This is a genomic window from Alteribacillus sp. HJP-4 (assembly GCF_042139015.1).
Taxonomy (GTDB): domain Bacteria; phylum Bacillota; class Bacilli; order Bacillales; family Marinococcaceae; genus JBHIKY01.
In genome coordinates this window covers 172,971-193,764 of sequence record NZ_JBHIKY010000007.1, presented here as the reverse complement: position 1 = coordinate 193,764, position 20,794 = coordinate 172,971, and the positions used below count along the sequence as shown (strand labels likewise).

25 protein-coding genes are annotated in these 20,794 nt (G+C 40.4%); 21 read left to right on the top strand and 4 right to left on the bottom strand.

Annotation, left to right across the window (positions count from 1 at the left end; genetic code table 11):
* The first annotated feature begins 185 nt into the window (after positions 1 to 185).
* From ACE4RR_RS08940 to ACE4RR_RS08885, 12 genes are all read left to right on the top strand, one after another.
* Positions 186 to 1,040 (top strand): ABC transporter ATP-binding protein, encoded by an 855-nt coding sequence (locus ACE4RR_RS08940; protein ID WP_375535071.1) that lies wholly within the window; start codon positions 186 to 188, stop codon positions 1,038 to 1,040.
* Positions 1,037 to 1,783 (top strand): ABC transporter permease, encoded by a 747-nt coding sequence (locus ACE4RR_RS08935; RefSeq protein WP_375535070.1) that lies wholly within the window; start codon positions 1,037 to 1,039, stop codon positions 1,781 to 1,783. The genes ACE4RR_RS08940 and ACE4RR_RS08935 overlap by 4 nt, the downstream gene beginning before the upstream one ends.
* 187 nt (positions 1,784 to 1,970) lie before the next feature.
* Complete coding sequence (locus ACE4RR_RS08930) at positions 1,971 to 2,930, top strand: glycosyltransferase family 2 protein (protein ID WP_375535069.1); 960 nt, start codon at positions 1,971 to 1,973, stop codon at positions 2,928 to 2,930.
* A 91-nt stretch (positions 2,931 to 3,021) separates the two neighbouring features.
* Positions 3,022 to 3,378, top strand: coding sequence for an EamA family transporter (locus tag ACE4RR_RS08925; protein ID WP_375535068.1), 357 nt, complete (start codon positions 3,022 to 3,024; stop codon positions 3,376 to 3,378).
* Positions 3,365 to 3,700 (top strand): EamA family transporter, encoded by a 336-nt coding sequence (locus ACE4RR_RS08920; RefSeq protein WP_375535067.1) that lies wholly within the window; start codon positions 3,365 to 3,367, stop codon positions 3,698 to 3,700. The genes ACE4RR_RS08925 and ACE4RR_RS08920 overlap by 14 nt, the downstream gene beginning before the upstream one ends.
* Positions 3,701 to 3,720: 20 nt before the next feature.
* Positions 3,721 to 4,137, top strand: a complete 417-nt coding sequence (locus tag ACE4RR_RS08915; protein ID WP_375535066.1) for a gamma-glutamylcyclotransferase family protein — start codon at positions 3,721 to 3,723, stop codon at positions 4,135 to 4,137.
* Between the two features lie 134 nt (positions 4,138 to 4,271).
* Positions 4,272 to 5,021, top strand: a complete 750-nt coding sequence (locus tag ACE4RR_RS08910; RefSeq protein WP_375535065.1) for an SIMPL domain-containing protein — start codon at positions 4,272 to 4,274, stop codon at positions 5,019 to 5,021.
* A gap of 349 nt (positions 5,022 to 5,370) precedes the next feature.
* On the top strand, positions 5,371 to 5,862 hold the full coding sequence (locus tag ACE4RR_RS08905) for a LysM peptidoglycan-binding domain-containing protein (protein WP_375535064.1): 492 nt from the start codon (positions 5,371 to 5,373) through the stop codon (positions 5,860 to 5,862).
* Positions 5,863 to 6,043: 181 nt separating this feature from the next.
* Positions 6,044 to 6,289 (top strand): hypothetical protein, encoded by a 246-nt coding sequence (locus ACE4RR_RS08900; protein WP_375535063.1) that lies wholly within the window; start codon positions 6,044 to 6,046, stop codon positions 6,287 to 6,289.
* A gap of 1 nt (position 6,290) precedes the next feature.
* The gene (locus tag ACE4RR_RS08895; RefSeq protein ID WP_375535062.1) at positions 6,291 to 6,668 is read left to right on the top strand and encodes an aspartyl protease family protein; all 378 of its coding nucleotides are present in this window, start codon (positions 6,291 to 6,293) and stop codon (positions 6,666 to 6,668) included.
* A 27-nt stretch (positions 6,669 to 6,695) separates the two neighbouring features.
* Positions 6,696 to 6,845: a hypothetical protein gene (locus ACE4RR_RS08890; RefSeq protein ID WP_375535061.1), complete on the top strand. Its 150-nt coding sequence runs from the start codon at positions 6,696 to 6,698 to the stop codon at positions 6,843 to 6,845.
* 90 nt (positions 6,846 to 6,935) lie between these two features.
* A complete protein-coding gene (locus tag ACE4RR_RS08885) occupies positions 6,936 to 7,091 on the top strand; it encodes a hypothetical protein (protein WP_375535099.1) in 156 nt (51 codons plus the stop codon).
* Between the two features lie 56 nt (positions 7,092 to 7,147).
* On the opposite strand, the gene ACE4RR_RS08880 is transcribed toward ACE4RR_RS08885, so the two are convergent.
* A complete protein-coding gene (locus ACE4RR_RS08880) occupies positions 7,148 to 7,771 on the bottom strand; it encodes a LysE family translocator (RefSeq protein ID WP_375535060.1) in 624 nt (207 codons plus the stop codon).
* Positions 7,772 to 8,290: 519 nt separating this feature from the next.
* On the opposite strand from ACE4RR_RS08880, the gene ACE4RR_RS08875 reads away from it, so the two are divergent.
* From ACE4RR_RS08875 to ACE4RR_RS08860, 4 genes are all read left to right on the top strand, one after another.
* Positions 8,291 to 8,611 (top strand): four-helix bundle copper-binding protein, encoded by a 321-nt coding sequence (locus ACE4RR_RS08875; RefSeq protein ID WP_375535059.1) that lies wholly within the window; start codon positions 8,291 to 8,293, stop codon positions 8,609 to 8,611.
* Between the two features lie 197 nt (positions 8,612 to 8,808).
* Positions 8,809 to 10,422 carry a spore germination protein gene (locus ACE4RR_RS08870; RefSeq protein WP_375535058.1) on the top strand — a complete coding sequence of 538 codons (1,614 nt, stop codon included), beginning with the start codon at positions 8,809 to 8,811 and terminating at the stop codon, positions 10,420 to 10,422.
* The gene (locus tag ACE4RR_RS08865; RefSeq protein WP_375535057.1) at positions 10,415 to 11,641 is read left to right on the top strand and encodes a Ger(x)C family spore germination protein; all 1,227 of its coding nucleotides are present in this window, start codon (positions 10,415 to 10,417) and stop codon (positions 11,639 to 11,641) included. The genes ACE4RR_RS08870 and ACE4RR_RS08865 overlap by 8 nt, the downstream gene beginning before the upstream one ends.
* Before the next feature lie 24 nt (positions 11,642 to 11,665).
* Complete coding sequence (locus tag ACE4RR_RS08860) at positions 11,666 to 12,769, top strand: GerAB/ArcD/ProY family transporter (protein WP_375535056.1); 1,104 nt, start codon at positions 11,666 to 11,668, stop codon at positions 12,767 to 12,769.
* Here the strand turns inward: ACE4RR_RS08860 and ACE4RR_RS08855 are convergent.
* Positions 12,762 to 12,989 (bottom strand): YczF family membrane protein, encoded by a 228-nt coding sequence (locus ACE4RR_RS08855; RefSeq protein WP_375535055.1) that lies wholly within the window; start codon positions 12,987 to 12,989, stop codon positions 12,762 to 12,764. The genes ACE4RR_RS08860 and ACE4RR_RS08855 overlap by 8 nt on opposite strands.
* Before the next feature lie 154 nt (positions 12,990 to 13,143).
* Here ACE4RR_RS08855 and ACE4RR_RS08850 point away from each other — a divergent pair, with 154 nt between their 5' ends.
* The 3 genes from ACE4RR_RS08850 to ACE4RR_RS08840 are packed head-to-tail and all read left to right on the top strand — an operon-like array spanning position 13,144 to position 14,833.
* Positions 13,144 to 13,890 carry an SDR family oxidoreductase gene (locus ACE4RR_RS08850; protein ID WP_375535054.1) on the top strand — a complete coding sequence of 249 codons (747 nt, stop codon included), beginning with the start codon at positions 13,144 to 13,146 and terminating at the stop codon, positions 13,888 to 13,890.
* Between the two features lie 16 nt (positions 13,891 to 13,906).
* A complete protein-coding gene (locus tag ACE4RR_RS08845) occupies positions 13,907 to 14,344 on the top strand; it encodes a hypothetical protein (RefSeq protein ID WP_375535053.1) in 438 nt (145 codons plus the stop codon).
* A 15-nt stretch (positions 14,345 to 14,359) separates the two neighbouring features.
* On the top strand, positions 14,360 to 14,833 hold the full coding sequence (locus tag ACE4RR_RS08840; protein ID WP_375535052.1) for a GNAT family N-acetyltransferase: 474 nt from the start codon (positions 14,360 to 14,362) through the stop codon (positions 14,831 to 14,833).
* A gap of 4 nt (positions 14,834 to 14,837) precedes the next feature.
* On the opposite strand, the gene ACE4RR_RS08835 is transcribed toward ACE4RR_RS08840, so the two are convergent.
* Together ACE4RR_RS08835 and ACE4RR_RS08830 are read right to left on the bottom strand one after the other, a co-directional pair.
* Entirely contained in the window at positions 14,838 to 15,737 is a 900-nt protein-coding gene (locus ACE4RR_RS08835; protein WP_375535051.1) for a LysR family transcriptional regulator, read from the bottom strand.
* A gap of 17 nt (positions 15,738 to 15,754) precedes the next feature.
* Entirely contained in the window at positions 15,755 to 16,534 is a 780-nt protein-coding gene (locus ACE4RR_RS08830; RefSeq protein ID WP_375535050.1) for a sulfite exporter TauE/SafE family protein, read from the bottom strand.
* A gap of 968 nt (positions 16,535 to 17,502) precedes the next feature.
* Between ACE4RR_RS08830 and ACE4RR_RS08825 the strand changes: the two genes are divergently transcribed.
* Both ACE4RR_RS08825 and ACE4RR_RS08820 read left to right on the top strand, forming a co-directional pair.
* Positions 17,503 to 18,279 (top strand): IclR family transcriptional regulator, encoded by a 777-nt coding sequence (locus ACE4RR_RS08825; protein ID WP_375535049.1) that lies wholly within the window; start codon positions 17,503 to 17,505, stop codon positions 18,277 to 18,279.
* Between the two features lie 137 nt (positions 18,280 to 18,416).
* A complete protein-coding gene (locus tag ACE4RR_RS08820; RefSeq protein ID WP_375535048.1) occupies positions 18,417 to 20,594 on the top strand; it encodes a malate synthase G in 2,178 nt (725 codons plus the stop codon).
* Positions 20,595 to 20,794: the final 200 nt, after the last annotated feature.

Genomic DNA, 20,794 nt, shown 5'->3' with positions numbered 1-20,794 from the left:
GTTGAAATCAGCATATTTCAGCCTCATTTTTTTACATTTGGACACTTTTGGGGTACTGTTCAACGAATTTTTACGACTTTTCCATTGGTTACTTTTAATATAGGTGTCAGGAAGTCAGCTTAAAGAAAACTGGTTTCAATCACTTTCCACGAACTGGTTTGAATTTAATAAAGGAGAGAAATTTAATGGAAAAACGAAAAACCATTTATGTTGAGCATTTATCCAAAAAGTTTCAAAAAGAAACGGCTTTAAAGGATCTGAACTTTTCAGTCCATGAAGGAGAAATTATCGGTTTTCTCGGGCCATCGGGTTCCGGAAAGACAACGACGATTAAGATATTGACTGGGCAATTGCCACAGACTTCTGGAAAAGCTGTGGTGTTAGGGAAGCCTGTTGAACAAATTGATGAAGAGATATACGAGCAGGTAGGAATCGTAACGGATAACAGCGGACTGTATGAAAGAATGACGGTTTACAGTAATTTGACCGTATTTGCGAAGCTGTTAAGTGTAGAGAAAAATCGTGTAGATGTTCTTTTGAAGAAGGTTGGTCTATATGATCATAAGCATAAAACAGCGAACAAGCTGTCTAAGGGTATGAAGCAGCGCTTAATCCTTGCAAGAGCGATGCTGCACGAGCCGAAGGTGCTTTTCCTGGATGAACCGACGAGCGGCCTGGATCCTGTCACTTCTGAATCCATTCATACCCTGCTTATCGAATTAAAAGAGAATGGTACGGCCATCTTCCTTACCACTCATAATATGGAGGAGGCGGCCAAGCTTTGTGACCGGGTAGCGCTATTAAATGACGGAGTTATCGTGGAGAACGACTCTCCTAAAGCTTTGACTCTGAAATTTAATCAGAATAAACGATACCGGATTTTATTGAAGGAGGAAATCGAACATGTTCTCCCTCACACGAAGGAAGCCATTGAAAAAATCAATAATTGGATGGCGAATGATGAGCTGTTCACGATTCACTCATGTGAACCAACGTTAGAAAAAGTGTTCTTAGAAGTGACAGGGAGGGAATTAGTGTGAAAGTATCAATAAAAAAAATCATGGCTATATTTCAATTGAAATTTCAATTGCTGCTAAGCAATTTGAGTGTCATCTTAACCCCAGTATTCGCCATAGGGTTTGTTATTCTTATGAAAAACCTAATGCCGGAAGTAGAGGTGAATGAGCAGGGGGTAAATTTTTTAACAGGAGCATTTTTACTCGGTTTCGGGCTGATTTTTAACATTGGGATCGCTGGTATTTCGATGAGCAGTCACCCTATAGCCGAAGAAAAGGAAAAAAACACCTTAAGAGTTTTAATGACATCTTCCGTGAATGGCCTGGAGTATTTTATTGGAAGTATGCTGCCGACATTAATCATCTTGATGATTGTCAATGTTTTATTAATTCCTGCCAGTGGCATTGCTTTTGGCAGCATTCAAATGCCAGGCTATCTTATTATTACAGCAGCGGCAAGCATCATTAGTGTTTTAATTGGGTATATTATCGGGATTATCTCGAAAAACCAAACACAGGCTGGACTTGTAGGTATGCCGATCTTACTTGTCTTAACATCAGCTCCATTATTCCGCATTTATAATGAAAATATTGCAGATATCCTGAACTACACCTATGCAGGCGTGCTTACAAATTTAGCAGAAGGTTTGTTTTCCGGAGGCGAGTATCAATGGAGTTTATCAGACAGCAGTGTTCTCATTGGATGGTTTGTTGTTTGTTTATGTCTGTTTGTCTACGTTTATAAGAGAAATGGATTAGATGGTTGATCATAGAGTAAATCATGTTTTATTCACAAAAGGAACCGGATTTCCGCTTTAGCGGGTCCGTTTTTTTCTTTATATTGGTATAAAAATACTTCAGGAGACTGATATGATATAATACGTTAGTATTTATTTTACTGGCCAGCCTTTCTTTATAAATCAGAGTGGATCTGGAACAGCAGGAGTGTGAATAATGGAAATTGCAGTACTTATCCCATGCTACAATGAAGAACAGACGATTGGTCAGGTAATTAAGGACTTTCAAAAAGAATTGCCTCAGGCTACCATATATGTCTATGATAACAATTCAGCGGACAACACTTCAAAAGTCGCCAGCCAAAACGGAGCTGTCGTGCGAATGGAGACAAGACAGGGAAAAGGGAATGTAGTGCGTTCGATGTTCCGTGACATTGAAGCCGACTGCTATGTGATGGTAGACGGAGACTTAACCTACCCAGCTTCCTTTGTTCATCAACTGATCGAACCAATCCAAAACGGCAGTGCCAACATGGTCATTGGGGACAGACTATCGAATGGAACGTACACAGAAGAAAACAAACGAAAATTTCATAATTTAGGAAATTCCATGGTAAAAGGCTGTATAAACTTCCTGTACAAAAGTGATCTCAAGGATATCATGACAGGCTACCGGGCGTTTGACCGCTTGTTTGTCAAATCTATGCCTGTAATGAGTCCCGGCTTTGAAATTGAAACGGAAATGTCCATTCATGCTCTTGATAAACGGCTTACCATTCGAGAAATTGCGATAGATTATAAAGACCGGCCGCAGGGAAGTGAGTCAAAGCTGAATACTTTCAGCGATGGATTAAAGGTTTTAAATAAAATATTCACGCTTTTTAAAGAGTATAAGCCAATGATGTTCTTTTCTGTGTGGTCTTCTCTATTTATGATTGTTGGACTGGCAGTAGGGATTCCAGTTATTACAGAGTTTATTGCCACAGATTTTATTACAAAAATCCCTTCAGCTATTTTAGCTGTGGGCTTAATTATCCTCTCTGTCCTCTTGTTCATCTGTGGGCTGATTCTTGATACCGTAGCTTCAAGCCACAAGAAACAATATGAAATAGAACTGAATAGGATCAGCAAGGAAACGGGCAGTCAAAACTATAAAAACTATCGAGCATTTTCATAACAAAAGCACCGAGCCTGGTTCTTTTTTCAAAGAGATAGGCTCCTTTTTACTTTACTACAGATAAATTTGATGAAGAAAGGAACTTGCAGGCATGCGAGTCTTAGACAAAGCGGTCAGTTCTTTTAAAAAAAATAAAATCGGTATCAGTATTATGCTGCTTGCTTCACTCTGCACAGCATTGGGCCAGATGTTCTGGAAGCTTTCTGAGGGAGGATGGAACTGGGAGCTTCTTTTAGGTTTTTTTCTATATTTTATGGGAGCCGCCTCCATGATTACTGCCTTTCGTTTCGGTGATTTGTCTTTGCTCCATCCATTATTGAGTGCAGGGTATGTCATTGCGCTTTTTCTAGGAATCGGATTTCTTGGAGAAGCCGCCACGGCACCTGGCCTGCTGGGAACGGCCTTTATTGTTGCTGGAGCTGTCCTGATAGGAGGTGGGGATCATTAATTGGATCCCGCTCATTTTACTATTTACTTTATTTGGAGCGGTCGGAGGCTATTTTTTTAAAAAGGCAAGCGGAGATGGGCTCGCAATAAACAAAGTATTTGTCAGTAATTTCATTGCTGGGGCATTCTTTTACGGAACAGGTGCCCTCTTAAATATCTACGTTTTGAAATTTTTACCGTACACCGTTGTATTTCCACTTACTTCGATCACTTATATTTGGACGATGCTCTTGTCTTCCATATTTCTCAAAGAAATCATTACTGTAAGAAAAATTATTGGGGTCGGCTGTATCATCATCGGCTCTTTTTTATTGATGCATTAAGAAAAGGGAGTGACGCTGGAATGAGAAAAAAACTGCCCTTCTTCGTTTATGGAACGCTGCTGCATGGATGCAGCAACTATGATCATTTTTTAAAGGGATGGACTGTTGAAGAAAAGCAGGCTTCAGCCAGCGGCACTCTTTATGCAGTTGAAAACAATGCCTTTCCCTGTCTATGCCAGGAAGGCAGTACGCCGATTTATGGAGAAATAATGTATGTGACAGACGAGAGCTATGATAATATTTTGCAGCGCCTTGATTGGCTCGAGGATTATGATGAATCGAACGAAGCTGAAAGCGAATATGTAAGAAGGATAACTACTGTGCAGGATAACAATGGACAGAATGTAGAAGTGTATATTTATTACTGGAATCGTTCCGACGGTCTTGGAGAGCGCATCAAATCCGGGTGCTGGCGAACTTTTTTAAATGATTTTTAGAACAAGGGAGAGATAGTCGAAGATAAAATCAAACTGGCAGGTAACTAGCTAACATAGATAGTTTGAATAAAAAATGAAACCCTAATACGAGTATGAGCGTTACATGTTCAGAAATGGACAAAGGGGTTTTTCATATGAAGCGCATAAGATGGAGGTATATTAGAGTAACATCGATATTTATTATTGCTTGTATTGTAGTGCTTTTTCAAGGAACGAATAGTGATTCTTATCAAAAGGCAGAGGCAGGTGAGGAAAGTATACAAGACGGAACAATTGTAGTCCGTGGAGAAGGAAAGATCAGCGTGGACCCTGATATTGCAATTATACATGCGGGAGCCGAGGCGACTGACTCTTCAGCAGAGAGAGCTCAGGAAAAGGTAAGTAAAAACATGCAGGCCGTTCGTGAGCAATTAGATGCCTACGGAATTACGAAAGAAAACAGAGAAACGATTCACGCCGGTGTTCATCCTGAGCATAACTCTACGAATGAAGGAAAGGAACAATACAGGGCGCAGCATGTTCTGAAAATAGAATATGAAGAAATAAACAGCGTCGGGGAGCTGCTCGATGATTTGGCCGCAGCCGGTGCTAATCGAATTGACCAGACGCAGTTTTCGTTAATAGATCAAACGAAAGCAGAAAGCGATGCTCTTCGGGAAGCTGTAGAACGTACTAAAGGGAAAGCGGCGGCAATGGCCGAAGCTGCTGGAAAAACAAATGGCGGCGTCATTCAAATAGCTGAGGGTGAAGCGTACAGCATTCTGCCGGAGAATTCTCTGGCCATGGATTCGGCCGAAGGTACTGGAACAGAGCCTGGGACATTAGTTGAAGCTGGTGAAGTACAGGTCATAAAACAAGTGAAAGTAGTTTATGAATTAAAATAAAATGTGGATTGACCAAAAATAATGCCATATTTTCTGCCATTCAGGCAAATAGCGTACCTTGAAGTCCGTAACATATAAAAAATAGGTCAATTTAATTAAATAACAGAACTCTAGTCCGCCGCCCCTCAGCAATCTCTGGGAAAAGCAAAGCGAGGTTGATTTCGACCGTGTGCAATAATTCGTAATGATGTGCTTTTTTTTAAAAAGGTTAAACTATTTAATGTATTTTACGAAAAATATCAGGTCCGAAATGTGCCCTCCTTATATTTTGGAAGAAAAAGGGCACCTGACAAGCCGCCTCTGCCTAAGATATATTAGGCGATTTTCTGCAGAGGAGGTTTTTTCTATTATGCCTATTACCAAAGGTTCTTACTTTATATACACGGTGCAGCCTGATGATACCCTCTACAGCATTGCCAGGCAGCTAGGGAGCAATGCTCCGGCCATTTCTCAAATAAATTCACTCTATCCACCGTTTTCAGATCCGGGTGTCATCTATAGAAATGCCCGCATTATTGTTCCCTACCCGTATAATCCGAAAAGTCAGGTGTTCTACTTTATTCAGCCGGGGGACACACTGCAATCTATTGGTCGCAGTTTAGGGGTATCCGTCAACAGCATTCAAAAAGTAAATCCTGAACTGGAGGATCCGAACATGCTTCAGCCATATGATCTTATTCAGATTCCTCTTCGAATGTATGCAGTCAATACTGGTGATTCTCTTAACAGCATCAGTCAGCAGCTGGGAGTTAATGTGCAGAATATTGTAAATGCAAACCAAAGCAGACAAGGTTTCTCCCCCGACGTCATCACCCCCGGTTATGGGCTGCTTGTACCGTGATGAAAGAGAGGAGATGCGTGTTACATGTCTCCTCTTCCCTATTTATTCTATAAACTAATACCGCATGGATTCTCCACCACAGAAAACTGTCTTCTATTAGAAACGGTTTTTTTAGTGTTTTTAATGAATGAATCTATTATAATAGTTGGTAATAATAGGATACTTTGAGGGGGAATCGATCATGAAATGGGAGGAAGTACGGGATCTGTTTCCAGACCAGTTCGTCTTAGTAACTGTCAGAGATTATATCGAAGAAGGCGACAAAAAAATTGTTAAGGATGTGGCTCCGATACGAGGCATTCCGGATGAAGATGCGAATAAAGAGTTTTTTCGGACTGAACCGGGCAATATGGTATATCACACGTCTAATGAAAGCTTTATCATTAATATCCGGCGTGACCCGATGATGAAAGTGAAACGGCCGTAAGATGAAACTCAGCTATGATGGAGATTTGATGACAGCAGCTATTACTGTTACTTTTCGTGGTAAATCTACACTTATTGGAAACATGATTATAGACACCGGCTCCTCTCACACGATTATCAGTCCGGACGTATTAGAAGCTGTAGGCGTCACCTATGAAAATGGAGATGCTATATACGAAGCTTATGGAATAGGTGGAACAGCTCCGTTCTTTATGAAAACGATGGATAAAATTGATATAGGGCTATATATAATAAAAAATGTAAGGGTTGATATCGGCCTGCTCCCTGAAAATCATCCCGGCTTAATTGGGCTCGACATTTTAAAGAAACACCAGTTTATCATTGACTTTCAACAAGCAGAGCTTTATCAAACGCATTAAGACGTGCCTTCATTCATAAGATATACTATGCTTACAGATCAATCAGGAATGGATTTCACCGTTGTATTTGGAAGAGATCAAGAAGGGTCAAAATGGGTGCTTCGTTCCCCGCGCCGCGGGGTTGTGCTAGAACGTGCTGAGGCTGAGTACCGGGCTTTAAAGCTTATCAGGTACTAGACTGGCCAGAAGCAGAAGTGACAGATCCTGCTGTTGATTTTGTGATAATGTACGCCATCTTTGGAAATTCAGGCACAGATAGAGTGCTTCATGCCTATGAAAGAGCCAGAGGTAAGGTATGGGAAGGCATGCTGGAGCATATCATCGAAAGGAATGCAGCTTATCCAGCAGCCAATTGCAGAATTTGCTGTGCTCACAGGAAAAGAAGAGCATCGAAAAATGGCCGAAGCTGTATTAAACGAATAACTGATCCATTAAGAAGCAGTCAGGGAAATGTTCCTGGCTGCTTCATTTCGTTTTATTTATTTTTCACTGAACAATATTTGCAGGCCGATGACTGTAAACAAGCTGCCTTGTAAGAAATTCAATCGTTTGGAAAAACGTGAACTGCCGGTCAGCCACTGATTGATTTTCCCGGCTAAAATACTGACAACTGAAAAAATAATGAGCGCCTGCACCAGGAATATTACGCCTAGAATGAATATCTGCCAGACTATCGGCAGAGAGCCAGTGGTAGTAAATTGAGGAAGCAACGCGAGAAAAAATAAAGATACCTTTGGATTAAGCAAATTCATGAGAATTCCTTTTTTATATAAATCACTATATAGAATTTCAGTATGAGTGCTGGACGATTCAGAGCCATTTTTAGAGCGGAAAGCCTGCCATGCGAGATAGAGTAAATAAGCAGCACCGGTAATTTTTACGGCTGTAAATGTTACTGATGATTGATAAAGTAAAGCGGAAATGCCGGCAGCGGCTGCTGTGATATGAACGAGCAGTCCAGTGCAAAGCCCCAAAGCAGTAATGATTCCTGCTTTTTTATTTTGAATGCTGCTTTGAGCAGCTACAAATAAAATATCGGGGCCAGGGGCAATCGTAAGTGCAGCGGCGGTTCCGAGAAATGATAATAGCACAATTAATTCCATCGTAGAATATCACCTCAATAGCTGATGTAGTCTAATTGTATCACGATCTCAAGCGGTTCATGACAGGTCTTCCGAAAATATAACGAATCCTTTTTTCACGATTGATTCCTTCGTTTTCGTGGAGATTTTTTTTATCGGTAAGACCCTGGCAGTTCCAAAACAAAATCAGACCAAATCAATTTCATAAGTGCGATTCAGAATATAAAACACGAACATTCGATTGTAGCGTAAGGCGACGACTCCTGTGGGACTAGCTTGAGGTGAAGACCCCGCAGGCAGCTTTTTGCTGCTGAGGAGGCTGAGGCCAAGCCCACGGAAAGCGTTCGCCTGAAGCGAAAGTCGAATGACAAAGAGAAAGTAGATTTTAATATTCGCATTTTTCGTTGTGAAAATGACTTATGTCGACCTAATAAAAAAATAAATTCCTTCAATTTTTCTTCACAATTTGTGGGAATGCTGTTAGAGAAATCCCAGTTGCGAGAACACATTTCCTAGATAAAATATAAAGGGGGCGTCGATATGACGTATGAAGAATGTATTCGAGAGTGCTTAAACTGCATGGAGGCCTGCAATACCTGCTATGATGCTTGTCTGCAGGAAAGTGATGTGAAAATGATAAGTGAATGCATTCGCACCGATCGTGAGTGTGCAGATATTTGTGGGTTTGCTGCGCAGGCCATGCAGCGTAACAGCCCCTTCGCAAATCAAATTTGCGGATTATGTGCTGAAATCTGCCAGGCATGCGGGGATGAATGCTCGAAACACGACCATGACCACTGCCAGCGCTGCGCGGAAGCATGTTATTCCTGCGCAAAAGCGTGCCGGGAAATGGCTGCGTAACAGTAATCTTTACCGAACAACTATAATGCGTGAACAAGGAATATTTAAAAGCTGCTTCGTCCTTTGATGAAACAGCTTTTTTGTGTAATGCTCCTTTATTTCTCGTGTTAGTTCAGTATGAACAATTAGAAAATAGGCATGCTAGAAAAGAATTCAATGTAAGATTTGAAGCATTCTAGATATGGAGTGTACGGTAGATGAATAATTCTCGGAATCGAATAACCAGGAGACGAAGAAAAAGGCTCTCTGAGGAAAAAAATGAAATAACTTTAGAGCCAAAGGAACTGAATCAATGTTTAGAGGAAAATCTTGAAGAAATCCGAGGGAAATTCGGAAACAGCAGTGATTTAATTGTTCGTGTATTTAAAATGGGAAAACCAATGCTTCATAGAGCTGCTTCTATATACATTGATGGATTAGCAGATAAAAAAATGACGGGTAGTTTTATTATGGAAAGACTAATGAGTGAAATTCCTCTGATGGAAAATGAGGAAGCATTGTCTCCAGAACAAATGGGAAATTTTATGAAAGAAAGCTTGCTTCCTATCACTAAAGTTGAGGAAATAAAAAATTTGAACGAATTATTTCTTCTGCTACTGGCAGGCCAAACAATTGTTTTGGTTGATGGGTGGAATCATGCACTTGGATGTGCTTTAGAAGACAGAGAAGTGAGGTCCATTACAGAACCTACTTCAGAAGTATCCATTCGTGGTCCTAAAGACAGTTTTACAGAGTCGCTTCTTACAAATACTGCTATGGTCCGAGCCAGAATAAAAAGCCCCAGTCTATGGTTGGAAACAATGAAGATTGGCAGCATTACTCAAACAGAGGTTGCCATTATGTATATAAAAGGGATCGCAAGCGAGAAGCTGCTCCGAGAAGTAAAAGATCGTTTGAATAAGATAGATGTTGCTGAAGTTCTTGGCTCGAATACGATCGAAGAGTGGATCACTGATGATTTTTGGACTCCCTTGCCTACCATTTTGGTAACAGAGCGCCCAGATGTCGTTTCAGGAAACCTGCTCGAAGGACGTGTAACAATTTTTGTTGACGGTACACCGGTTCCTTTAATTTTGCCAGCGACATTTATCCAGTTTTTTCAATCAGCTGAGGATTATTATTTGACGTGGAGTATCGCCTCCTTTTTAAGAATTATCAGGGTATTATCCTTTTTTATCACCCTGTTTGGTTCGTCTCTTTTCATTGCGTTTGTATCGTTTCATCCTGAGTTAATTCCGACGCCGCTCCTTATTAACCTCGCATCACAGCGAGAAGGTATTCCATTTCCTGTAATTATCGAAGCCTTATTAATGGAATTTACATTTGAAATTTTGCGTGAAGCTGGTCTCCGTATGCCGCGCCAGGTGGGACAGGCTGTTTCTATTGTAGGTGCTCTTGTTATCGGTGAGGCAGCAGTGATGGCGGGTATCGTATCCAGTGCAATGGTAATTATAGTGGCAGCAACGGCTATAGCAAGCTTTACGATTCCTCATTACTCGATGACAGATGCTACGAGGTTAATGCGATTTGGCATGATGATATTGGCTAGTTTATTTGGACTCTACGGAGTTGGGTTAGGAGCAATCGCTTTATTGGCTCATACTGTAAGCCTTCGATCTTTTGGAATTCCGTACTTAACTCCTATGGCTCCATTTAACCTTTCTGATCAACAAGATGTTATCTTCCGCCTGCCAAAGAAGTTTTTGACAAAAAGGCCGCATCTGATCAGCCAAATAAATGTTACCAGGAGTGGGCTGACACAAAATAGCGGAAAAACAATAGCTAAAAGTAAAGGAAATAATAATGAATAATGATCCAAAGAATTCTTCATTAAAATTAAAACCATTCTTATATTGCTTATCACTATTGATCACCACTTTACTAGCAGGGTGCTGGGACAGTGCCGAATTACAGGATATAGGGATTATATCTGGTATTGGTATTGATAAAGGCGGGGAAACTGTAGAAAGTCGTTACCGTGTTACCGTGCAGATTGTAAATCCTCCCCAGGTTGCCGGAGGTCAAAGGGGGAGTACAGAACAAGCGTCTCCTGTTAGAAATTACTCCTCTACTGGCAGTACTGTTTCAGAGGCGATTAAAAGTCTTCCCAAAAAGAGTGGTCAGCTATTCCTGCCGCACATTCAACTAATGGTGATTGGGGAGGATCTGGCACAAGAAGGAATCCAAGAAGTCTTTGATGTGATAGAACGAGATTCTGAATTTAGGTCGCTTTTTCCTGTCTTAATTGTAAAAGGTAATACCGCAGAGGAGGCTCTTACAATTACAACTACGTTAGAGAGTATTCCATCTGAAAAAATTGTCAGCAGTCTGAAGGCGGCACATAAAGATTTGGGAGATTATTATCTCACCTCTGCAGATAATATTATTGAGAAACTAAGAAGCGGAAGTCTCGTTATACCAGGAATTATAATTAATGGAGATATAGAAACAGGCAATAAAGCAGACAATATGCAGCAAATCACACCTTCTACCGGGATTGAAATAGAAGGCCTTGCTCTTTTCAAGAAAGGCAGGCTGGAAAGCTGGCTAGAACAGGACGCCTCACGCGGTGTAACATGGGTGACTGACAATATAAATAAAACGAGTATAAACCTAGATTGTGAAGGAAAAAAAGATATGATATCAGTTGAGATAGTACGCGCCAAAACTGATATAAAAGTCGACGACATAAACCGAAAACCGGTTATAAACGTTTTCGTTCGTGCAGAAGGAGAGATTACCGAAATTCAATGTCCGGTGAATCTGGCGGAAAGCAAGGTTATTAAAAAGCTGGAAAAACAGCTTGCTAATGAAATTAAAAAAGAAGTGAGGGCCGCTGTTATGGCAGCAAAAGGTGATGAAAGTGATATTTTTGATTTTGGTGAAAATATCAATATTGCAGACAAAAAGTGGTGGAAAAGAATAGAAAAGGAATGGGAGGAAGAAATCTTTTCAGAGACAGTTGTTAACGTGGATGTAAAATCATTCATTCGACGCACCGGATTGAGAACAAAATCAAAATTGACTTAATACGAAAGGGGTCTTCTTTCAAAAGTGGAGAAAGCTAAACTTAGTGTCATTCAAATGTTTGCCATCATGTTAATATTTAATTTGGGAAGTGCCCTGGTAGTAAGTCTTGGAAGTGAGGCAGGAAAAGATGCATGGCTTTCAATTTTGATCGGAATGGGGGGAGGAGTGGCTTTATTTTTTCTTTATTATATTTTATTTCGGAAGTACCCCACTCTACCTCTTACTGGCTATGCAAGAAAAATATTTGGCAGATATTTAGGATGGTGTGTCGGTTTGCTTTATGTCATATATTTTTTATATTCCGCTTCTCGGAACCTGCGAGATTTCAGTGACTTAATGCTTACTTCATCCTTACCGCAGACCCCATTATTAGCAATCAGTATATTGTTGATACTTACTAGTTGTTATGTGCTTTACTTGGGAATTGAAGTATTAGCTAGAACTGGAGAGGTATTTATTGTTATTTTAATTTTATTTGGAATCCTCGGAAATACTTTTATACTTCTTTCTGGTAATTTTGACTTCCAGCATCTGCGTCCGTTATTGGAAAATGGATGGAAACCGGTTTTTACCACTGCATTTCCCTTACTAACCTATTTCCCATTTGGAGAGATTATTATATTTACAATGCTTCTTCCTTATTTGAACCGACCTGAATTAGTTAAAAATGTAGGTATTTCAACTATAATTCTCAGTGGCATAATTTTAAGTGGTACCGCAGCATTGAATATTTCCGTCCTTGGTGTGGAAGAAGTGGAGAGAGCTATTTTTCCATTATTATCGACCGTTGGTAAAGTGAATCTGTTTGATTTTATTCAACGGCTTGATGCACTCGTAATCTTTCCTTTTTTAATCACGATGTTCTTTAAAATTTCTCTCTTTTTCTATGGTGCAGTGATTGGAATTGTCGATTTGTTCAAGCTGAAAACACATCGACAGATTATTTTTCCTGCGGGAATTATTGTTCTCTTTTTATCCGTCACCATTGCATCTGATTTTACTGAGCATATTGAAGAAGGGACAGGGATTGCACCGTATATTTTACATATTCCCTTACATATTCTGCTTCCAGCGATCATGTTAGTCATTGCATTCATCCAACATAGATTCAGTACCAAAGTTATTTAGAATCATTTTCCATGTCTTTTAACTTGAGTAAAAAATGAATGGTTACTGTTAACACTAGAAATCCCGCTATCATTACATATTCACCTGTCTCAATTACCCAAAATGGATTTCGTAAACTGAGCAAAGCTTGAGATAGAGAAAATCCTAAAAGAATATCAATTAACAAACTAAATGTAATGGATAGGATGAAAATGAATACAAAAATTCCTAATATCTTCATGATTTTTCTCCTTGATTGTTATTGTATATACTTTTTTAGTATTTGTTTTAAACATGTTTTTATTAGCAGGTGCTTTTGACCACTCTGTTCTTGACTAAAATGCTTTTGCTTTTTAGAGTGATAATAACAAACGAAAGAAAAGGGAGGAGTTGCCATGTCCTATCAGCACAAGATTATTATTATAACTGGAGCGGCACAAGGGATTGGGAAAGCAGCGGCTGAAGCTTTTGCAGCTGAAGGAGCAGTAGTCATCATTGCAGATTATCATGAAGAAGCAGGGATGGTCTGTGAAAATGAGCTTAAAGAAAAAGGATACACGGTTGAATATGTGAAAACTGATGTGAAAAAGCCTTCACATATAGAGTCGCTTTTCAAACATACATCTGAAAAATATGGGACAATTGACATTCTTATCAATAATGCCGGAATAGCTTCCTTCACATCTCCATTTAAGCTTTCACTGGAGGATTGGGAAAATGTGATGCAGACAAATCTTCGCAGTGTGTTTCTATGCTCAAAGCAAGCAGCTCTGATTATGAAAGAAATAGGCGGCGGCACGATTATCAACATTGCCTCTACCAGAGCAAGCATGTCAGAGCCCGATTCTGAGGCATATGCAGCAGCAAAATCAGGAATTCTTGGTCTTACTCATGCCATGGCAGCTTCCTTTGCTCCTTATGAAATAACTGTGAATGCAATATCACCAGGATGGATCGAAACTGGCAACTATAATAACTTAAGAAGGAAGGATCACAGTCAGCATTGGGCCAACCGGGTTGGCAGGCCTGAAGATATTGCAAAAGCTTGTCTATTCCTTGGTGATTCAGCCAATAATTTTATTAATGGAGAAAATCTTGTAATTGATGGCGGGATGACAAGAAAAATGATTTATGAACACTAGGGAGGATGGGACACACATGCATACTTTTTTATTCCAGGAGTCCACCTGGCTGGTGAAGGGGCTTTATTATGATAATAATGAAAATAAGATAAAAGCAGAAGGACAAATTAACATTATTCATGATCCTCAAACCTGGTACATTGAACAAAAATATAATCTGTACCACCCGGAAAAGGAGGTAATACACACCACAAACTTTTCCGTTTCGCCGATAGAAGGACTGGATGAAAGTGCAGCCTTATCAACTTATCATCCAGAACAGGGGAGCATAAATGGAACCATTTTCATTATGGAAAATACAATGATGCTGAAATATAAAGCTGAAAACTCGGATTTTAATAGTGTTGAAATGCTGACACAACTAAGTACAGAAGTCTATGAATGTAAAGGCTTCTGCATAGAAGATAATATTAAAAAGTCATCCTGGAGTTTACGATTGACGATGAGCCGCTGAGGGAGCTGCTGAAGCATGAAATTATACTCAACAAAAATGAAGCCTGGATTTGCTCATGCTGTTTTGCATTGGAAATATGAAGCTCCTTATGACTTTTACAATCAACGATTTACTGCACTTGCCATGCAGGAACTGCTGCGCGATTTATACCGGGCTGTTGTAAATGAAAACAAGGAGCTTATTGGATTTTATTGCACGGGACATCCTGCCAGGGTGCCGGCAGGCTATCGAACCACCGTTTATGAGGAAAACGCTACGGATGTCGGTCTGGGCATGAATCCTGAATACACCGGACTTGGTTATGGAAGGATTTTTCTTTCTCACATTATCAATGAGGTGAAAAGAGAGGAGCCGCGTTATCCGCTGCGACTCTCTGTTGCTGCGTTTAATAAGCGTGCTGTTCATCTGTATAAAAAGGCAGGATTTTCAGAAGCAGCGAGCTTTCACAATGAAAATCTGAAGTTTATAACAATGATAAAAAGAGATTAATTTGTCATTGTTTTTCGAGAAGAAAATGCTGGGCAAAATCAGTGAATGCAATCGTCGATTCCTTTGGGAAACGCTGGATTCTAGAAGCCACCCATAAGGGACGCTGAATATGAATGCCGGAAACATTTACTTCATGAAGCAGCCCTGCCCTCAGCTCCTGGCGGACGGTGAGCCTGGAAACATACCCGTATCCAAGTCCGGATATCACTGCACTTTTTATCGCCTGAGTCGTCCCGAGTTCTAAGGTATGGTTGAACGAATGCAGCTTCAATTTTTCTCCAAGGTGTTTTTCTATGATCTTTCTCGTAGCGGAGGTTTTTTCCCTTCTAATCATTCTTCCTTCTAATAAATTTTTAGGAACGATATTTCTTTTTTTTGCCCAAGGGTGTTCTGCTGCTACAATTAATACAATTTCATCTCTGGCTATTTCCCGCATATCTAACGCAGGATTTTCTACTTCTCCTTCCACAAAAGCCGCGTCAATTACTCCTTCCTCAAGGTCTTCCAAAATTTCCGGTGTACTGCTTATGGAAAGCTGAATGCTTAAATCTAAGGATTTGGATTGAAATGCGCTAATTATTTCGGGAAGAACATATTCCCCAAGTGTATAAGAAGAGCCTATAAGCAGAGACTGAGTTTGAGTGCCGCGGATATTATTTATCGCTTCTTTTGACTGTTCATACTCTTGAACAATATTTTTAGCGTAATAATAAAGACGCTCGCCTGCTTCCGTAAGAGTAATAGTGTTACTCTCTCTCTGAAAAAGAAGTGATTCATAATGTTCTTCAAGCTGCCTGATATGCTTTGTAACAGCAGGCTGGGATAAAAATGCTCGTTTTGCTGCCCCGCTGATACTTTTTTCCTCAACTGCATAGCAAAAAAGATTATATGTTTGCAGGTTCATTTGAAGGTAGCACCTCTTTATATATTTTGGAAAACAAACTGTATTCCCATTAGTATAACAATGATCGCCAGGAGACGGATGATGACGGCTCCTTTTATTTTAGCAGCGAGCAGGACCCCGGCCTGTGCCCCCGTTAATACACCAATACTGCTCCATAGCACAATCTGCCATTCAACGTTTCCATATAATACGGCAGGGAGTAACCCTGCAAGCGAATAAAGCGAGAGTGAAAATATTGAAGTAGCCGCGGCATCTTTTATATGAAACCCAAAGCAGTACACAAGAAAAGGAACTAACAGCCAGCCCCCACCTACACCGAAATAAGAGGAGATGATGCCGAGCAGGCAGCCGACGGCAGCTAAAGTAGCCGTATTTATAGGCAGAGCGGCGGAAGGCCGCTCCACTTCCACGGCCGCACCTGTTTCTGTATGTGATTTATTTCTATCCATTACGATCAAAAACGTACCGAGCCCGGTAAGAAGGCAGGCGAATAATATATTAAAGAGTGCGTCCGAGCTCATAGATACGAGCCAGGCACCGGCAAAAGTACCCGGAAAGGCTCCAATACCTACAAAACTCCCTGTGCGCAGGGAAACTCTGCGCTTCTTTAAGAATAATGGCAGGCCTGCCGCTGCATTTAGAAAAACTATGGCCAAACCTGTACCAGCTGCATTTTCTGGACTGATATTATAAAACATTAAGAGAACGGGGACGAATAAAAAACCGCCGCCGGCTCCGATAAGTGAACCGTACATACTTGAAGCAAAACCAAGAATTATCAATACAACAACTTCCATTCTCAACCCCCTTACCTTATATATATATCACTTTTACTTAGAGAAAAGCGGGGCTGAAACAATGGAGAATACCTTATAACCAACTTATATGAATCAAATTGATAAGTGCATTCGATTGCAGCTTAAGGCTGCTGGAAAGAAAGGTCTGCTGCAATCCACCACCGGTCCTCAGGACAGTGGTTCCGCTAATTCCTCCAAACAGCACTGTTTTATGGCGTTGCCGGACATGGGATCCGCTATCGGCTGAAACGGAAGCCAAATTCCCTGTCATTCAACATATTTGAAATTATTTAAGAATCAAAGCATCGACCCGATGATATCCGCTTACATGAATAATGTTTTCGTTTTCATGGCGTTCAGGACACATTGTATCTTATTTGAAATTGCGATTTAATAAAGGTGATTATTAGAGGAAAGAAGGTATACTAATGAAAAAACTATTTACGTTTGTATTTGAAGTGCTGGCAGAGACCCGTGAACTTCAAAAGCAGGCAAATCAAATCATTGAGGATACTAAAAAATATTAATTTAATCAAATTCATAATGCTAATCTGAATATAATACACGACATTTCGATTGTAGCGTAAGGCGACGACTCCAGGTCGATTAAAACCGGCCAAGTCCTGTGCGTCAAGGGATAAGCTTGAGCTGAAGACTCCGAAGGCAGCCTGCTGACGAGAAGGCTGAGGCCAAGCCCTCGGAAAGCGTTCGCCTGAAGCGAATCAAATGATGTTTAGAAAACATATGTTAACGTTCGTATATTCTGTTGAGAAATTGACTTACGAAATTCCTTCAATTCATTACTAAATACCACAATTGACCTGCTGCAGGTCAATTTTATCAATAAAGGGCTGTCCATTTTTTCGGATGGCCCTTTTTTATGTTGAGAACAGAAGTGATATAATACAATCAATAATACGATTTACTCACACGAAAATAAGAAATAGGAATGGGATAGGGGGTTCAGCATGGTCAAATCAGTAGATAGAGCATTGACAATCATTAAATTAGTGAGTACCAAAAAAGATGGTTATGGTGTGACGGAGCTTGCAGACAAGCTCGAATTAAATAAAAGCTCGATATTTAGGCTGCTGGCTACCTTGATGGAGCATGGATTTATTGAACAGGATTTAGTGACTAAGAGATATCGTTTAGGTTATCAGTATCTGGAGCTGAGCTCTAAACTTCTTGACTCGATGGATATTCGAAAAGAAGCGGCCCCCTATTTAAAGAAGCTTGAAGAATTGACGAATGAAGTGATCCATCTTGTGATCTATTCTCAAAAAGAAGCGGTGTATATAGAAAAGCTGGAAGGGAATGAAACGCTTCGAATGCACTCCCAAGTGGGAAAACGTGCACCAATGCATTGTACGAGTGCAGGCAAAACCATTCTTGCTTACCTTTCCGAAGAGGAAGCAAGACAGATTATTAACTTGAAAGGACTGCCCCCTCATACGAAAAACACATTGACAGATCCGGAAGAATTAATTCTTAATTTAACAGAGATCAAAAAACGGGGCTACGGGATAGAAAGAGAAGAAAACGAAATAGGTATTACCTGCATTGCCTGTCCTATCTTTAATTTTAGAGGAGAGATCTCAGGAGCGATAAGCATCTCAGGACCGTCTATACGAATGGGGGATGACAGGCTGAACATACTAAAAGATTATATAATGGATGCCGGAAGAAAGGTTTCCTCCAGGCTTGGATTTGACGAATCCCTTTATAATCAATATATAAAGTAATTTACTTCTTAGAGCGTAGATCAGCATAGAATCTGCGCTCTTTTTTCGATTGAAATAGCAGTAGAATCATGATAAAATTAAAATAGAAACAGCGTTTCATAATAAGCAACAATTTTCCTATAAGGAGGATGTTTTAAGTGGAGAAATATGTGAAATCTGGTAAGCTGCAAGTTGCAACCGAGCTGTATGAGTTTGTAAACAAGGAAGCACTTCCGGGAAGTGAAGTAACCAGTGAAAGCTTTTGGAACGGACTAAGTGAAATAATTCATGAAATGGCACCGGAAAACAAAGAATTATTACAAAAACGCGATGAAATTCAGAATAAAATCCATAGCTGGCACAAAGAAAATAAAAGATTTGATTTTCAGGCTTACAAATCCTTCCTTAAAGAAATTAATTATTTAGAACCGCCGGCAGGCGATTTTAAAGTGACAACTGAAAACGTAGATGATGAAGCAGCGATTCAGGCGGGGCCTCAGCTGGTTGTTCCAATGAGTAATGCCCGGTATGCACTAAACGCGGCAAATGCACGCTGGGGAAGTTTATATGACGCGCTTTATGGAACAGATGCGATCAGTGAAGAAGATGGAGCTGAAATAACAGATGGCTACAACGCGGTGCGTGGGAATCGTGTAATTGAATACGCTAAAGAATTTCTTGATAATGTTTGTCCGCTTTCCGAGGGATCGCATAAAGATGCGGTTAAGTACCAAGTAAAGCAGGGAAGTCTTCGTGTCTCACTCGAAAGTGACAGTGAAACTGGGTTGAAAAATGAACAGTTATTCGCAGGATACACCGGAATGGAAACAGAGCCAGATGCTGTTCTATTAAAAAATAATGATATTCATATGGAACTACAAGTAGATCGGGACGATTCCATAGGAAAAACAGACAAAGCAGGCATCAAGGATATTCTCATGGAATCTGCTATCACTTCTATCATGGATTGTGAAGATTCTGTTGCAGCAGTTGATGCAGAGGATAAAGTTCTCGTTTACCGGAACTGGCTCGGTTTAATGAAAGGGAACTTAAGCACCTCCTTTAAAAAAAGTATGAAAACGGTTACGAGGGAACTGAACCCGGATCGTCATTATAATACGCCTCATGGAGGGGAACTCACTCTCTCAGGCAGAGCGCTGATGTTTGTGCGTAATGTCGGACATTTGATGACGAATCATGCTGTGTTGGATGAAAACGGAAATGAAGTACCAGAAGGTATATTAGATACGGTGTTTACAAGCCTGATCGCTAAACATGACTTACTAAGAAACAGTAAATATAAAAACTCTGAGAAAGGCTCCGTCTATATCGTAAAACCTAAAATGCATGGTTCAAGAGAAGTAGCATTTTCAAATAAGCTTTTTAATAAAACAGAGGATTTACTCGGCCTTTCCCGCAACACGCTAAAGATAGGTGTAATGGATGAAGAACGTCGCACCTCCTTAAATTTAAAAGCCTGCATACGTGAAGTGAAAGAAAGAGTTGTCTTTATTAACACAGGCTTTTTAGACCGTACGGGAGATGAAATGCATACTTCAATAGAAGCGGGACCGATGATTCGAAAAAGTGATATGAAATCTTCCACATGGCTTCAGGCCTATGAAAAATCTAATGTCTTCATTGGTTTGGAGTCCGGACTGCAGGGGCACGCACAAATTGGCAAAGGAATGTGGGCGATGCCAGATCTTATGGCAGATATGCTGGAACAAAAAATAGGACAGCTGAAAGCCGGAGCGAATACAGCATGGGTACCTTCTCCGACAGCTGCATCTTTACATGCCCTTCACTATCATCAAGTGAATGTCAAAGAAGTACAAAAAGAGCTGCTGCAGAAAGCACAAGATCTCCAGGATGATATTCTGCAGATTCCAGTTGCAGAAAAGCCGGACTGGAGTGCTGATGAAATTCAACAGGAACTGGATAACAATGCTCAAGGAATTCTTGGATATGTCGTCCGCTGGGTTGATGCAGGTATCGGGTGCTCGAAGGTTCCCGATATAAATAACGTAGCTCTCATGGAAGACCGTGCTACTTTAAGGATCTCAAGTCAGCACATGGCAAACTGGCTTCATCATGGTATCTGCACAGAGGAGCAGGTCATGGAAACGCTGAAGCGTATGGCGAAAGTGGTAGATAAGCAGAACGCCGGAGACCCTGATTATCAGGAAATGGCTGCTGATTTTAATGACTCAGTTGCTTTTCAAGCAGCTTGTGACCTTGTATTTAAAGGATACAACCAGCCGAGCGGGTATACAGAGCCGATTCTGCATCAACGTCGATTAGAAGCTAAGCAAAAGCAATTAGCAAGAAAATAGCTCAGAACCATGTTCACCTGTTTGAACTAGCTTATTGAGAAAAAACACCTATACTGCCACGGCCCTGTATAAGCGGGACGGTGGCAATTTTTTATGCTAAAAACATGCTATTAACTCATAAAGAAAAAGAAAAACACCTCCTGATAGTCGTTTGATTACATACGACTTAGGCGGTGTTTTTCCTGTTTCCTATTATTATA

Bases quoted from the DNA above. Each gene is read 5' to 3' on its own strand.
- ACE4RR_RS08940 (WP_375535071.1), top strand. From the start codon at position 186: ATGGAAAAACGAAAAACCATTTATGTTGAGCATTTATCCAAAAAGTTT.
- ACE4RR_RS08930 (WP_375535069.1), top strand. From the start codon at position 1,971: ATGGAAATTGCAGTACTTATCCCATGCTACAATGAAGAACAGACGATT.
- ACE4RR_RS08925 (WP_375535068.1), top strand. From the start codon at position 3,022: ATGCGAGTCTTAGACAAAGCGGTCAGTTCTTTTAAAAAAAATAAAATC.
- ACE4RR_RS08915 (WP_375535066.1), top strand. From the start codon at position 3,721: ATGAGAAAAAAACTGCCCTTCTTCGTTTATGGAACGCTGCTGCATGGA.
- ACE4RR_RS08910 (WP_375535065.1), top strand. From the start codon at position 4,272: ATGAAGCGCATAAGATGGAGGTATATTAGAGTAACATCGATATTTATT.
- ACE4RR_RS08905 (WP_375535064.1), top strand. From the start codon at position 5,371: ATGCCTATTACCAAAGGTTCTTACTTTATATACACGGTGCAGCCTGAT.
- ACE4RR_RS08900 (WP_375535063.1), top strand. From the start codon at position 6,044: ATGAAATGGGAGGAAGTACGGGATCTGTTTCCAGACCAGTTCGTCTTA.
- ACE4RR_RS08895 (WP_375535062.1), top strand. From the start codon at position 6,291: ATGAAACTCAGCTATGATGGAGATTTGATGACAGCAGCTATTACTGTT.
- ACE4RR_RS08890 (WP_375535061.1), top strand. From the start codon at position 6,696: ATGCTTACAGATCAATCAGGAATGGATTTCACCGTTGTATTTGGAAGA.
- ACE4RR_RS08885 (WP_375535099.1), top strand. From the start codon at position 6,936: ATGCCTATGAAAGAGCCAGAGGTAAGGTATGGGAAGGCATGCTGGAGC.
- ACE4RR_RS08880 (WP_375535060.1), bottom strand. From the start codon at position 7,771: ATGGAATTAATTGTGCTATTATCATTTCTCGGAACCGCCGCTGCACTT.
- ACE4RR_RS08875 (WP_375535059.1), top strand. From the start codon at position 8,291: ATGACGTATGAAGAATGTATTCGAGAGTGCTTAAACTGCATGGAGGCC.
- ACE4RR_RS08870 (WP_375535058.1), top strand. From the start codon at position 8,809: ATGAATAATTCTCGGAATCGAATAACCAGGAGACGAAGAAAAAGGCTC.
- ACE4RR_RS08865 (WP_375535057.1), top strand. From the start codon at position 10,415: ATGAATAATGATCCAAAGAATTCTTCATTAAAATTAAAACCATTCTTA.
- ACE4RR_RS08855 (WP_375535055.1), bottom strand. From the start codon at position 12,989: ATGAAGATATTAGGAATTTTTGTATTCATTTTCATCCTATCCATTACA.
- ACE4RR_RS08850 (WP_375535054.1), top strand. From the start codon at position 13,144: ATGTCCTATCAGCACAAGATTATTATTATAACTGGAGCGGCACAAGGG.
- ACE4RR_RS08845 (WP_375535053.1), top strand. From the start codon at position 13,907: ATGCATACTTTTTTATTCCAGGAGTCCACCTGGCTGGTGAAGGGGCTT.
- ACE4RR_RS08840 (WP_375535052.1), top strand. From the start codon at position 14,360: ATGAAATTATACTCAACAAAAATGAAGCCTGGATTTGCTCATGCTGTT.
- ACE4RR_RS08835 (WP_375535051.1), bottom strand. From the start codon at position 15,737: ATGAACCTGCAAACATATAATCTTTTTTGCTATGCAGTTGAGGAAAAA.
- ACE4RR_RS08830 (WP_375535050.1), bottom strand. From the start codon at position 16,534: ATGGAAGTTGTTGTATTGATAATTCTTGGTTTTGCTTCAAGTATGTAC.
- ACE4RR_RS08825 (WP_375535049.1), top strand. From the start codon at position 17,503: ATGGTCAAATCAGTAGATAGAGCATTGACAATCATTAAATTAGTGAGT.